The organism is Pseudomonas sp. ADPe (assembly GCF_014843515.1).
Classification (GTDB): domain Bacteria; phylum Pseudomonadota; class Gammaproteobacteria; order Pseudomonadales; family Pseudomonadaceae; genus Pseudomonas; species Pseudomonas citronellolis.
On the sequence record NZ_CP062122.1, the window covers coordinates 5225831 to 5238320 of the forward strand.

Annotated in this window: 11 protein-coding genes; 7 read left to right on the forward strand and 4 right to left on the reverse strand. The window is 69.0% G+C overall.

The window, feature by feature from the left end; genetic code table 11:
- Positions 1-5 precede the first annotated feature (5 nt).
- The 3 genes from IG194_RS23795 (at position 6) to sthA (ending at position 4168) form a co-directional block, all read left to right on the forward strand.
- Entirely contained in the window at positions 6-1523 is a 1518-nt protein-coding gene (locus IG194_RS23795) for an efflux transporter outer membrane subunit (RefSeq protein ID WP_058488926.1), read from the forward strand.
- A 63-nt stretch (positions 1524-1586) separates the two neighbouring features.
- Positions 1587-2594: an FAD:protein FMN transferase gene (locus IG194_RS23800; RefSeq protein ID WP_082996381.1), complete on the forward strand. Its 1008-nt coding sequence runs from the start codon at positions 1587-1589 to the stop codon at positions 2592-2594.
- A gap of 179 nt (positions 2595-2773) precedes the next feature.
- Positions 2774-4168: a Si-specific NAD(P)(+) transhydrogenase gene (gene sthA, locus IG194_RS23805; protein ID WP_058488927.1), complete on the forward strand. Its 1395-nt coding sequence runs from the start codon at positions 2774-2776 to the stop codon at positions 4166-4168.
- Between the two features lie 42 nt (positions 4169-4210).
- Here the strand turns inward: sthA and IG194_RS23810 are convergent, their stop codons facing one another.
- The 3 genes from IG194_RS23810 to IG194_RS23820 are packed head-to-tail and all read right to left on the reverse strand — an operon-like array spanning position 4211 to position 5822.
- Positions 4211-4933, reverse strand: a complete 723-nt coding sequence (locus tag IG194_RS23810) for a glycerophosphodiester phosphodiesterase (protein ID WP_058488928.1) — start codon at positions 4931-4933, stop codon at positions 4211-4213.
- Positions 4930-5247: a hypothetical protein gene (locus IG194_RS23815; RefSeq protein WP_058488929.1), complete on the reverse strand. Its 318-nt coding sequence runs from the start codon at positions 5245-5247 to the stop codon at positions 4930-4932. Before IG194_RS23815 ends, IG194_RS23810 begins: the two co-directional genes overlap by 4 nt.
- On the reverse strand, positions 5244-5822 hold the full coding sequence (locus IG194_RS23820) for a PilZ domain-containing protein (protein ID WP_058488930.1): 579 nt from the start codon (positions 5820-5822) through the stop codon (positions 5244-5246). Before IG194_RS23820 ends, IG194_RS23815 begins: the two co-directional genes overlap by 4 nt.
- A 135-nt stretch (positions 5823-5957) precedes the next feature.
- Between IG194_RS23820 and IG194_RS23825 the strand changes: the two genes are divergently transcribed.
- Genes IG194_RS23825 through IG194_RS23835 form a run of 3 tightly spaced genes read left to right on the forward strand, consistent with a single transcriptional unit; the run spans position 5958 to position 9154 of the window.
- A complete protein-coding gene (locus IG194_RS23825) occupies positions 5958-7211 on the forward strand; it encodes a lipoprotein-releasing ABC transporter permease subunit (protein ID WP_009621388.1) in 1254 nt (417 codons plus the stop codon).
- Entirely contained in the window at positions 7204-7887 is a 684-nt protein-coding gene (gene lolD, locus IG194_RS23830; protein WP_009621390.1) for a lipoprotein-releasing ABC transporter ATP-binding protein LolD, read from the forward strand. Before IG194_RS23825 ends, lolD begins: the two co-directional genes overlap by 8 nt.
- 16 nt (positions 7888-7903) lie before the next feature.
- Complete coding sequence (locus IG194_RS23835; RefSeq protein ID WP_009621392.1) at positions 7904-9154, forward strand: lipoprotein-releasing ABC transporter permease subunit; 1251 nt, start codon at positions 7904-7906, stop codon at positions 9152-9154.
- Between the two features lie 396 nt (positions 9155-9550).
- Here the strand turns inward: IG194_RS23835 and IG194_RS23840 are convergent, their stop codons facing one another.
- The gene (locus IG194_RS23840) at positions 9551-10081 is read right to left on the reverse strand and encodes a DUF2062 domain-containing protein (RefSeq protein WP_043316177.1); all 531 of its coding nucleotides are present in this window, start codon (positions 10079-10081) and stop codon (positions 9551-9553) included.
- A gap of 136 nt (positions 10082-10217) precedes the next feature.
- Between IG194_RS23840 and IG194_RS23845 the strand changes: the two genes are divergently transcribed.
- Positions 10218-12425 (forward strand): DNA internalization-related competence protein ComEC/Rec2, encoded by a 2208-nt coding sequence (locus tag IG194_RS23845; RefSeq protein ID WP_176707191.1) that lies wholly within the window; start codon positions 10218-10220, stop codon positions 12423-12425.
- Positions 12426-12490 lie beyond the last annotated feature (65 nt).

A 12490-nucleotide genomic window follows, 5' to 3' on the forward strand; every position in this document is an offset into this window, starting at 1 on the left:
CCGCCATGCCGTCGTCGCCCAATCCCTACTTCCTCCTGCCGCTGCTGCTGGCGCTGGGCGCCTGCGCGGTGGGGCCGGACTACCAGGCGCCGCAGCCGCAGGCCCCGGCCGACTGGCGCGCGGCCCATGCCGGCGATGCCGCGCTGCTGAGCGCGGGGCAGGGCGGCCAGGCCATCCCCGCGCAGTGGTGGACGCAGTTCGCCGACCCGGCGCTGGACTACCTGCAGCGCCGCGCCACGGCGGCCAGCCCGGACCTGCAGAGCGCCGCGCTGCGCTTCGCCCAGGCGCGCATGCAGCGGCAAATGGTCGCTGCCCAGCGCGGGGTGAACGTCGACGGCAAGGCCGACGTGCAGCGCCAACGGCAGAGCGAGCGTGGCGCCAGCGCGCGGATGATCTCCAGCCTGGCGCCGGGCGACAGCGACGAACTGGCGAAGACCCTGGCCCAGCCCTTCACCCTCTACGAAGCCGGCTTCGACGCCTCCTGGGAAATCGACTTCTGGGGCCGCGTGCGCCGCTCCATCGAGGCCGCCGACGCCCGCGTCGAGCAGCAGCGCGCCTTGCTGGAACAGGCGCGGCTGCTGGTCGCCAGCGAGGTGGCGCGCGGCTACTTCGAGCTGCGCCGGGTGCAGCAGCAGATCGCCGTGACCCAGGAAGACCTGCGCGCCACCGAGGAATCCCTGGAACTGGTGCAGGCCCGCGCCGACGGCGGCCTGGTGGACGACTTCGACCTGGTGCGCCAGCGCAGCCAACTGGAAGAGCTGCGCTCGCGCCTGCCGCAACTGCAGGCGGCCGAGGGCCAGGCGATCAACCAGCTCGGCGTGCTGGTCGGCGCGCAGCCGGGCGAGCTGCAGGCGCAGCTGAAGACGCCGCCCGCGCAACCCGCCGTCTTGCCCGACCTCAGCCCCGGCCTGCCCTCGGAAGTGGCGCGCCGGCGCCCGGACATCCGCGCCGCCGAAGCGCAATTGCACGCCGCCACGGCCAACATCGGGGTGGCGGTGGCCGAGCTGTACCCGAGCATCCGCCTGGGCGCCAGCTTCGGCTATTCCTCCTTCGAGAGCGGCGACCTCTCCGACTGGGGCAGCCGCCAGTGGGCGGTGGGGCCGAGCCTGAGCGTACCGATCTTCGACAACGGCCGGCGCCGCTCCCAGGTGACCCTGCGCAAGCTGGAGCAGCAGGAAGCCGCGGTGAACTACCAGCAGACCGTGCTCAAGGCCTGGCAGGAAGTGGACGACGCCCTCAGCGGCTACGGCGCCGAGCGCCAGCGCAATGCCCAGTTGCAGGCGCGGCTGAACAGCGCCGGGCAGGCCTACGACATGGCCAAGGCGCGCTACGCCGGCGGCATGACCGATTTCCTGGTGGAGCTGGACGCCCAGCGCAACTACCTGCAGGCGCGCCGCGACCTGGTGGACAGCGACGGCCAGCTGCGCCTGGACCTGGTGGCGCTGTACAAGGCCCTGGGCGGCGGCGCGCCGCTGCAGGGCGGCGATTCGGTCAACGAACCTTTACCGCCTGGGCAACAGTAAGCCCCGCCGTTTCCGGTAGAATGTGCGCCGCCCGTGCCGGGGCAGGGGAATGGAGGTGGTGCGTTGCGAGGCATCTGGCTGTGCTTGGGGCTGTTGGCGTTGGCCGGTTGCGGTGAGCGTGTCGAGCGCTTCGGCGGCCCGACCATGGGCAGCAGCTATTCCGTGCAGTACCTGCCGACGGCGCAGAGCCCCGCGCCGCAGCGCCTGCAGGCGGAGGTCGAGGGCATTCTCGGCGAACTCGACCGGCAGTTCTCCACCTACCGCGACGACTCCGAGGTCTCGCGCTTCAACGCCCTGCCGGCCGGCGCCTGCCAGGCCATGCCGACCGAGCTGGTGGAACTGCTGCGCTACGGCAACGAGCTGTCCGAGGCCAGTGCCGGCGCCTTCGACCTCAGCGTCGAGCCGCTGATGAATCTCTGGGGCTTCGGCCCGCAGTCCCGCGGCGAGCTGGTGCCGGCGCCCGAGGCGCTGGAGCGCGAGCGGGCGCGCGTCGGCTATCGTCATGTGCGGGTGGACGGCAGCCTGGTGTGCAAGGACGTGGCGGCGCAGCTGGACTTCGACAGCATCGTCGCCGGCTACGCGGTGGACCGCGTCAGCCAGCGCCTGGCCGAGCTGGGTGTGAAGAATTACCTGGTGGAGATCACCGGCGAACTCAAGGCCGTGGGCCACAAGCCCGACGGCTCGCCCTGGCGGGTGGCGCTGGAGGTGCCCAGCGGTGAACGCGAGCGCAGTGTGGCGCGCTCGCTTGCGGTGGACGGCTACGGGGTCTCGACCTCGGGTGACTACCGCAACTATTTCGAGGAAGGTGGGCAGCGCTACTCGCACACCTTCGACGCGCGCAGCGGCACGCCGGTGCGCCACAGGCTGGCGGCGGTGACCGTGGTCGATCGCTCGACGCTGCACGCCGACGGGTTGTCGACCCTGCTCATGGTGCTGGGCCCGGACGAGGGCTACCGCTACGCCGAGCAGCACGGGCTGGCCGCCTGGTTCGTCGTGCACCAGGGGCAGGGCTTCGCCATGCGCGCCAGTACGCGCTTCGCCGAGCTCTTCCCCGATCCGGCGCGGCCATGAAAGCCGCACCAAATGTAGTGATGGCAAAATTCGCCTACCGCACGACCAAGCGCTAATGTGCAGCAATTTGTCGCGCGGCTAAGCTGCCAACATCGATTCGATCGCTCCCGGCGCCAGGCGCGCCGGGACTTTGCCGGAAGCGCCACAGGGGCGCCCCGGCCTGTTCTGAAGGAGTACGCATGGCTGTCTACAACTACGACGTGGTGATTCTCGGCACGGGCCCGGCGGGCGAGGGGGCGGCGATGAACGCCTCCAAGTACGGGCGCAAGCTGGCGGTGGTGGACAGCCGTCGCGTGGTCGGCGGCAACTGCACGCACCTGGGCACCATCCCGTCCAAGGCGCTGCGTCACTCGGTGAAGCAGATCATCGAGTTCAACACCAACCCGATGTTCCGGCAGATCGGCGAGCCGCGCTGGTTCTCCTTCCCCGACGTGCTGAAAAGCGCCGAGAAGGTGATCAACAAGCAGGTCTCCTCGCGCACCGGCTACTACGCGCGCAACCGCATCGACATGTTCAACGGCACCGCCAGCTTCGTCGACGAGCGCACCGTCGAGGTGGTCACCCCCAGCGGCGCCGTGGAGCGCCTGGTCGCCGACCAGTTCGTCATCGCCACCGGCTCGCGCCCCTATCGCCCGGCGGACATCAACTTCAACCACCCGCGGGTCTACGACAGCGACACCATCCTCTCGCTGAGCCACACCCCGCGCCGCCTGATCATCTACGGAGCCGGCGTTATCGGCTGCGAGTACGCCTCGATCTTCAGCGGCCTGGGCGTGATGGTCGACCTGATCGACACCCGCGACCAACTGCTGAGCTTCCTCGACGACGAAATCTCCGACGCCCTGAGCTACCACCTGCGCAACAACAACGTGCTGGTGCGCCACAACGAGGAGTACGAGCGCGTCGAGGGCCTGGACAACGGCGTGATCCTGCACTTGAAGTCGGGCAAGAAGATCAAGGCCGACGCCCTGCTGTGGTGCAACGGCCGTACCGGCAACACCGACCGCCTGGGCCTGGAGAACGTCGGCATCAAGGTCAACAGCCGCGGCCAGATCGAGGTGGACGAGAACTACCGCACCTCGGTGTCGAACATCTATGCCGCCGGCGACGTGATCGGCTGGCCGAGCCTGGCCAGCGCCGCCTACGACCAGGGCCGCTCGGCCGCCGGCAACATCGTCGAGCAGGACAGCTGGCGCTTCGTCAACGACGTGCCCACCGGCATCTACACCATCCCGGAGATCAGCTCCATCGGCAAGAACGAGCACGAGCTGACCGCGGCGAAGATTCCCTACGAGGTGGGCAAGGCGTTCTTCAAGGGCATGGCCCGCGCGCAGATCTCCAACGAGCCGGTGGGCATGCTGAAGATCCTCTTCCACCGCGAGACCCTGGAAATCCTCGGCGTGCACTGCTTCGGCGACCAGGCCTCGGAGATCGTCCACATCGGCCAGGCGATCATGAACCAGCCGGGCGAGCTGAACACCCTGAAGTACTTCGTCAACACCACCTTCAACTACCCGACCATGGCCGAAGCCTACCGCGTAGCGGCGTTCGACGGCCTCAACCGGCTTTTCTGAAATACCCCGACCGGCGGCCTGAGCCGGCCGGGGGCGACCCGCTCAGCGATTCCCGAGCGTGGCAGTGGCCAAACCGGGAAAGTCTGTAATCAGGCTGTCCACGCCGAAGTCGGCGAGCCGGCGCATCAGCGCCGGTTCGTTGACCGTCCACACCGACACGTGCAGCCCCTGCTTCTGCGCCTTGAGCAGCCGCTCGGGGGTGCACAGCGTCCAGTTCAGCGCCAATAGCTCGCAGCCATAGTTCGCCGCAACCTTCAGCGGGTCGAGCCAGGCGTATTCGGCCACCAGCCCGCGGGACAGGTCCGGCGTCAGCTGCTGCAGCGCGCGCAGCACGGTGCGCGAGCTGGAGGTCACGGTGATGCGCTCGCGCAGGCCGAAGCGCCCGACCAACTGGTGGATGGCCTGCACGGTGCGCGCCGCGCGCTCGCGCGAAGCGCTCTTCACTTCCAGTTGCCAATGCTCGAACTCGCAGCGCTCGAACAGCTCGGCCAGCCGCGGGATGGGGCAGGGGCGCACCCAGCCCGGGCCGCCCTGGCGCGCGTCGTAGGTGATCAGGTCCTCGGCCAGTTGCTCGGACACCTTGCCGCGGCGCCCGGTGGTGCGCTTGAGCGTCGGGTCGTGGATCACCATCAGTTCGCCGTCGCGGGACAGGTGCAGGTCCAGTTCGCAACGCGTCACGCCGTGTTCCAGGCAACGCTGGAAGCTGGGCAGGGTGTTTTCCGGCGCTTCGCCTTTGGCGCCGCGATGGCCATAGATGAGAGTCACTGGGGCTCCTTGGGAGAGGAAGGGATCGGGTTCTGCGGGCGATGCGCGCGAACCGCGTCGACCACGTGATCGTATTCGAAATAGACGCTGAATTCGCGGTAGTCCCAGCGGGTGATCGGCGGGCTGCCCACGGCCGGGTGCTCCTCGTCGGGCAGGCCGAAGCGCTCCAGCACTGCGCGCCGGCTCTCGCCGCGGGCGGGCAGAGCGATGCTGGCGTCGCCCTGGGCGCCGACGGGGATTTCCAGGGTGTCGGCCGCGGCCGGCAGGGCCATGCCCAGGCACAGCAGCAGGAAGGGGATGTGCAGGGCCTTCATGGGTCGTCGCGGTCCTTCGCCTGGCGCCGTTCGGCCGCCTGTTTCTGCAGTATGTGCCGGGCCAGCAGTTGGCGCTGCGGCTCCTCGATGTTCTCGAACAGGGTGCCGATCTCGTATTCGCCCAGCCCGCGCGACTCGCAGTGGGTGACCCGCGCGCGCAGGCTCAGGCCCAGGGCCTGGGGCAGCAGCACCAGCTTCAGCGCCAGCAACTGCCCGGGGTGGAAGGGCTCGGGGGCGATGAAGGCGATGCCGCCCTCGGAGAGGACCACCGGCTGCGCCGGGCCGACCTGCTCCAGCAGCCCGCGGGCGAGGGCGCCGGCCACCAGGTCCAGGCGCTTGTCGAGCAGCTTCAGGTAGCTGGCCAGGGGGCGGTCGCGCTCGGCGATCTGCCGCAGCAGGTGCTGCGCCTCCACTTCCAGCAGGTGCAGGTCGCCGAGCAGGTTGAACAGCGGCGAATCATCCTGTAACGCTTGCGCCACCTGCTCCGCGTCCTCCGCAAGAGGGCGAAATTCCAGTGCGAGGTGATCCTCGATACGGTAGTATTCGCGGCGGTCATCCGCGTCTGGAGTGGACATGGCGAACCCACGGCGGCAGTGATGGTCTGAGTGTAAAGCCGCCCGCCGTAGCTCGCCACAACGGCCTCCGCAAACCCTTGCGCGGTAGCGGACGCCGGCCGGACCGACGCCCCAATCCCCTGACAACGGCCCCACATGTTCAGACCTCTTTCCGTCTATATCGGGACGCGCTACACCCGCGCCAAGCGCCGCAGCCACTTCGTTTCCTTCATCTCCCTGACTTCCATGATCGGCCTGGCGCTCGGCGTCATGGTGATGATCGTGGTGCTCTCGGTGATGAACGGCTTCGACCACGAGATGCGCACCCGGGTGCTGGGCATGGTGCCGCACGCCACCGTCGAGGCCTACCAGCCGATCGACGACTGGCGCGGCCTGGCCACGCAGATCAAGGCGCAGCACCCCAACGTGCTGGAAGTGGCGCCCTTCATCCAGATGCAGGGCCTGCTGAGCAACAACGGCGTGGTGCAGAAGATTCTCATCAACGCCGTGGACCCGGCCGAGGAAGGCAAGGTCTCGATCATCGGCGACTTCTTCAGGCAGGGCAGCCTGGCCAGCCTCAAGCCCGGCGAGTTCGGCATCATCATCGGCGACAAGGCCGCGGCCAACCTGGGGGTGAAGGTCGGCGACAAGGTCACCTTCGTCGCCCCCGAGGTCTCGGTGACCCCCGCCGGCATCTTTCCGCGCATGAAGCGATTCACCGTGGCCGGCATCTTCCACGTCGGCGCCGGCGAGCTGGACGGCTACGTGGCCCTGGCCAACGTCGAGGACGCCGCGCGCATGCAGCGCTTCAAGGACGGTGAGGTCCAGGGCCTGCGCCTGAAGCTCGACGACCTGTTCCAGGCGCCGCGCACCGCCTGGGAAATCGCCCAGACGCTGAAGGGCAACGACTTCTACGCCCGCGACTGGACGCGCACCCACGGCAACCTCTACCAGGCCATCCAGATGGAGAAATCCATGATCGGCCTGCTGCTGCTGCTGATAGTCGCGGTGGCGGCGTTCAACATCATTTCCACGCTGGTGATGGTGGTCACCGACAAGAAGTCGGATATCGCCATCCTCCGCACCCTGGGCGCCACGCCGGGGCAGATCATGGCCATCTTCATGGTCCAGGGCAGCGTGATCGGCGTGATCGGCACCCTGATCGGCGGCGTGCTCGGCGTGCTCGCGGCGCTCAAGGTGAGCGACGCCATCGCCCTGCTGGAGAAGCTGATCGGCCACAAATTCCTCAGCTCGGACGTCTACTTCATCGATTACCTGCCCTCGCAGCTGATGCGCGAGGACGTGATCCTGGTGTGCGCCGCCGCGCTGATCCTGAGTTTCTTCGCCACCCTGTATCCGGCCTGGCGTGCCGCGCGCACCCAGCCCGCGGAGGCCCTGCGTTATGAGTGACAAGACCGTCCTGAGCTGCCGCAACCTGCGCAAGAGCTACGAGGAGGGCCCGCAGTCGGTCGAGGTGCTGGTCGACGTGCAACTGGAGCTGTTCCCCGGCGAGCGCGTGGCCATCGTCGGCAGCTCCGGCTCCGGCAAGAGCACCCTGCTGAACATGCTCGGCGGCCTCGACATCCCCAGCAGCGGCAGCGTCTGGCTGGCCGGCGAGGAGCTGTCGGCGCTCAACGAGAAGCAGCGCGGCCTGCTGCGCAACCGCGCGCTGGGCTTCGTCTACCAGTTCCACCACCTGCTGCCGGAATTCACCGCCCTGGAGAACGTCTGCATGCCGCTGCTGATCGGCCGCATGCCGATCCCCGAGGCCCGCGAGCGCGCCGCCGCGCTGCTGGAGCGGGTGGGCCTGAAGCCGCGCCTGCAGCACAAGCCGTCGGAGCTGTCCGGCGGCGAGCGCCAGCGCGTGGCCATCGCCCGCGCCCTGGTCAACCAGCCGCAGCTGGTGCTGCTCGACGAACCCACCGGCAACCTCGACCAGCACACCGCGCATTCCATCCAGGAGCTGATGCTCGAACTGTCGCAGTCGCTGCAGACGGCCTTCCTGGTGGTAACCCACGACCCGCACCTGGCGCAGCAGATGGACCGCGTGCTGCGCCTGGAGGACGGCCGCCTGATCGCTGCCTGATCGAGCCGCAGACGCCATGTTCAGACCCTTATCGATCTTCGTCGGCACCCGCTACACCCGGGCCAAGAAGCGCAACCACTACATCTCCTTCATCTCCCTGACCTCGATGATCGGCCTGACCCTCGGGGTGCTGGCGATGATCGTGGTGCTCTCGGTGATGAACGGCTTCCAGAAGGAAATGCGCTCGCGCATCCTCGGCATGGTGCCCCACGCCGTGCTGCAGAACGCCGACGGCAAGCCGCTGGCCGACTGGCAGGCGGTGGCCGCCGAGGCCTCGAAGCAGCGCGAGGTGGTCGGCGCGGTGCCCTACACTGAGCTGGACGGCATGCTCTCGTTCAAGGGCATGATGCAGCCGATCGAGGTGGACGGCGTCGACCCGGCCCTGGAGCCGAAGGTCTCGATCATCGGCTCGCACATGGTCCAGGGCAGCCTGGACGCGCTGAAGTCCGGCGAGTCCGGGGTGGTGATCGGCCAAATCACCGCGCGGCGCTTCCGCGTCAACGTCGGCGACAGCCTGCTGCTGATCGTTCCCGAGTCCACCTCCGCCGCCGGCGGCGTGACGCCGCGCATGCAGCGGTTGAATGTGGTCGGGGTGTTCAAGGTCGGCGCCGAGCTGGACGGCACCCTGGCGCTGGTCCACGTCGACGACGCCGCGCACCTGCTGCGCTGGGAGCCGGGCCAGGTACAGAGCGTGCGCATCGCCCTGAAGGACCTGTTCCAGGCGCCGGAAGTCGGGCAGCGCATCGCCGCCGACCTGGGGCCGGGCTTCCGTTCGGTGGACTGGACGCACACCCAGGGCAGCCTGTTCGGCGCCATGAAGATGGAGAAGACCATGATCGGCCTGCTGCTGCTGCTGATCGTCGCGGTGGCGGCCTTCAACATCATCGCCACGCTGATCATGGTGGTGGCCGACAAGCGCACCGACATCGCCATCCTCCGCACCCTGGGCGCCACGCCGGGGCAGATCATGACCATCTTCATGGTCCAGGGCACGGTGATCGGGGTGATCGGCACCCTGGTCGGCGGCACCCTGGGCGTGCTGGCGGCGTTCAACGTCACCGCCATCGTCTCGGCGATGGAGAAGGCCCTGGGCACCCACGTGTTCAGTTCCGACGTCTACTTCATCAACTACCTGCCCTCCGACGTGCAGGTGACGGACGTGCTGCTGGTGTGCTGCGCGGCCCTGCTGATGAGCTTCCTCGCCACGCTGTACCCGGCCTGGCGCGCCGCCAGGACGCAGCCGGCCGAAGCGCTGCGCTACGAATGAACGAAGCCGCCCCGAGGGGCGGCTTCTTCGTTTCGTGGGGCACTGTCTTGCCGACTGCGCCGATCTGCTTTTCGCAGGATGGGTTGAGCTTGCGAAACCCGTCGGGCCATGGTGATGGGTATCGCTTCGCTCAACCCATCCTACGGGAATGGCATGGGTGGGGCAGCGTAGGCGGATCTCATCCGCGAATCGCGCCGATACCTCTGGCTATCGCGGACAAGGTCCGCTTACGGGGAGGAATGCCGTGCCACCCGGCGACCTGTAGGAGCGGGCCCTGCCCGCGATTTCGCGCGCAGGGCGCGCTCCTACAGGGGAATGGCATGGGTGGGGCAGCGTAGGAGCGGATCTCATCCGCGAACCGCGCCGATACCTCCGGCTATCGCGGACAAGGGGGGCTCACAACCCCTGCCGCAGATTGCGCAACGCCTGGCGCCGCCGCCAGCTGCGGCCTATCCACCAGCGCCAGTAGGCCTGGGTGGCCAGGTAGCCGAGCAGGCCCACCAGCAGCCCGCAGATGATCGAACCGAGCAGGAACGGCTGCCAGAGCAGCGACAGCTCGCCGCTGATCCATTCCCAGGTGAGGTTCTCCGGCAGCGTGCGCGCCGGCACGCCCATGACCCAGGCGCCCATCTTGTAGGTGCAATAGAACACCGGCGGCATGGTGATGGGGTTGGTCAGCCAGACCAGCCCCACCGAGATCGGCAGGTTGGCGCGCACCCACACCGCCAGCGTGGCGGCCAGCAGCATCTGCAGGGGAATGGGCACGAAGGCGGCGAACAGGCCCATGCCCATGGCGCGGGATACCGACCTTCGATTCAGGTGCCAGAGGTTGGGCGAGTGCAACAGGGACCCGAAGCAGCGCAGGGACTTGTGGTTCCTGATCAGCTCGGGGTCCGGCATGTAGCGCTGGAAAAGTCGGCGCGGCATGGGGAAATCTCTGGCAGACGAACACCGGCCATTATGCCTAGCTAGATGACAGCTTCTGTTCACCAACTATGTCCATGTGTAACCGGGCGCGGTGCACCGGACTTCGCTGCCAGGGAGGCAACCCGTGCGCACAGGGATGATGGCGCTGGCCTGCGGCCTGGTGCTGCTGCGTTTCCTGCCCCAGTTGCCACCCCTGGCAGCCCTGCTGCCATTGGTCGGAATGGCGCTGCTGTGCCTGCATCGGAATCATCACGCGGTGGCGCTCTTCCTGCTCGGCTTCGCCTGGGCCTGCCTGTTCGCCCATGTCTCGTGGGAAGGGCGCCTGGCTCCCGAACTGGATGGGCGGACGCTGTGGCTGGAAGGGCAGGTTGCCGGCCTGCCGGCTACCGCGGATGGCATCGTCCGCTTCGAGCTGGAGGACGTCCAGGCGCGCCTGGACCTGCCCGGGCGCATCCGCGTGTCCTGGTATGGCGGCCCGGAGGTGCGGGCCGGGGAGCGCTGGCGCCTGGCGGTCACCCTGCGCCGCCCCCATGGCCTGGCCAACGACTTCGGTTTCGACTATGAAGCCTGGCTGGCGGCCGACGGCATAGGCGCCACCGGCAGCGTCAAGGATGGCCGGCGCCTGGCCGAGGCCACGGGACCGATGGCCTGGCGCGAAGCCTGGAAGGACCGGCTGCTGGCGGTGGATGCCCGGGGACGCAACGCCTACCTGGTGGCCCTGGTCCTCGGCGACGGCAGCGGCCTGGGCCGGGACGACTGGGACATGCTGCAGGACACCGGCACCCTGCACCTGATGGTGATCTCCGGCTCGCACATCTCCCTGCTGGGCGGCTTGCTCTACGCCCTGGTGGCGGGTCTGGCGCGCCTGGGAGCCTGGCCGGCGCGCGTGCCCTGGCTGCCCTGCGCCTGTGCCGCCGCACTGGCTGGCGCCTGGGGCTATGGCTGGATCGCCGGGCTGCAGGTGCCGGCATTGCGCGCCTGCCTGATGCTCAGCATGGTGCTGCTGTGGCGCCTGCACTTTCGTCGCCAGGGCGTCTGGCTGCCGCTGCTCGGCGCTCTGCTGGTGGTGCTGCTGGTCGATCCATTGGTCAGCCTGACGCCCGGCTTCTGGCTGTCCTTCGCCGCCGTGGCGCTGCTCGTCTACGGCTTCGCCGGGCGCCTGGGGCGGGGGGCCGGCTGGCTGGCCTGGGGGCGCGCGCAGTGGCTCATGGCTCTCGGCCTGGCACCGGTGTTGCTGGCCCTGGGCCTGCCGCTGAGTCCCGCCGGCGCGCTGGCGAACCTGATCGCGGTGCCCTGTGTCGAGTTGCTGGTGGTGCCCCTGGCGCTGGTCGGCAGCCTGCTGCTGTGGCTGCCGGCGGTGGGCGAGGGGCTGCTGTGGCTGGCCGGTGGCGTGCTCGACGTGCTGCTGGGCCTGCTCGGGCGCCTGTCGCTGTATTCCCCGGCCTGGCATCCCATGGCACCGCCGGCCTGGAGCATCGCCCTGGCCCTGTTCGGCGCGCTGCTGTGCCTGGCGCCGGCCGGGCTGCCGCTGCGCCCGCTGGGCCTGGCGTTGCTGTTGCCGATGTTCTGGCCGCATTCCACTACGCCGCCCCATGGCCATGCCGAAGTGCGGGTGCTGGACGTGGGCCAGGGGCTGTCCGTGCTGATCCGCACCCGCCAGCACACCTGGCTGTACGACGCCGGACCGCGCCGGGGCGAGTTCGACCTCGGCGAGGTGGCGGTGCTGCCGACTCTCCGTGGCCTGGGCATCGAGCGCCTGGATATGCTGCTGCTCAGCCACGCCGACAATGACCACGCCGGCGGCGCCCGCTCGGTGGCGGCGGCCGTGCCGGTAGCGCGGATCATCAGCGGCGAGCCCGGGCGTTTGCCGGACAGCCTGCCTGCCGGCCCCTGCTGCAACGAGGCATGGCAGCTGGACGGCGTGCGCTTCTCCACCTGGCAGTGGCCCGATGCGACGGACAGCAACGGCCGCTCCTGCGTGCTGCACGTCGAGGCTGGCGGCGAGAGCCTGCTGCTCACCGGCGACCTGCCGGCCGCAGGCGAGGCCGCCTGGCTGGCCAGCCATCCTGGGCTCGGCGCCGACTGGCTGCTGGCCGGCCACCATGGCAGCCGCAGCGCCTCTTCCGCGGCCTTCGTCAGGCAACTGGCGCCCCGAGCAGCGCTGGTTTCCCGCTCGCGCCACAACGCCCATGGCCATCCGTCCAGCGAGGTGCTGCAACGCTTTGCCGAGCAGGGGACGAAGGTGCACGATGTGGCCCGGGAGGGCGCCCTGCGCGTGCTCCTGGGGCAGCGCGGAACGCTGCGCGGCGTGCGCGAAAATGCCGGATTCTGGAGGGAAAAATGAGAACGGCGACGGTCGGCGGGGCAGGGGCCCTGTGCTAGAGTGTCGCCACTTTTTTTCAGGGGATT

Bases quoted from the DNA above. Each gene is read 5' to 3' on its own strand.
- lolD (WP_009621390.1), top strand. From the start codon at position 7,204: ATGAGTGACAAGACCGTCCTGAGCTGCCGCAACCTGCGCAAGAGCTAC.
- IG194_RS23845 (WP_176707191.1), top strand. From the start codon at position 10,218: ATGATGGCGCTGGCCTGCGGCCTGGTGCTGCTGCGTTTCCTGCCCCAG.
- IG194_RS23815 (WP_058488929.1), bottom strand. From the start codon at position 5,247: ATGAAGGCCCTGCACATCCCCTTCCTGCTGCTGTGCCTGGGCATGGCC.
- IG194_RS23835 (WP_009621392.1), top strand. From the start codon at position 7,904: ATGTTCAGACCCTTATCGATCTTCGTCGGCACCCGCTACACCCGGGCC.
- IG194_RS23825 (WP_009621388.1), top strand. From the start codon at position 5,958: ATGTTCAGACCTCTTTCCGTCTATATCGGGACGCGCTACACCCGCGCC.
- IG194_RS23795 (WP_058488926.1), top strand. From the start codon at position 6: ATGCCGTCGTCGCCCAATCCCTACTTCCTCCTGCCGCTGCTGCTGGCG.
- IG194_RS23840 (WP_043316177.1), bottom strand. From the start codon at position 10,081: ATGCCGCGCCGACTTTTCCAGCGCTACATGCCGGACCCCGAGCTGATC.
- IG194_RS23820 (WP_058488930.1), bottom strand. From the start codon at position 5,822: ATGTCCACTCCAGACGCGGATGACCGCCGCGAATACTACCGTATCGAG.
- sthA (WP_058488927.1), top strand. From the start codon at position 2,774: ATGGCTGTCTACAACTACGACGTGGTGATTCTCGGCACGGGCCCGGCG.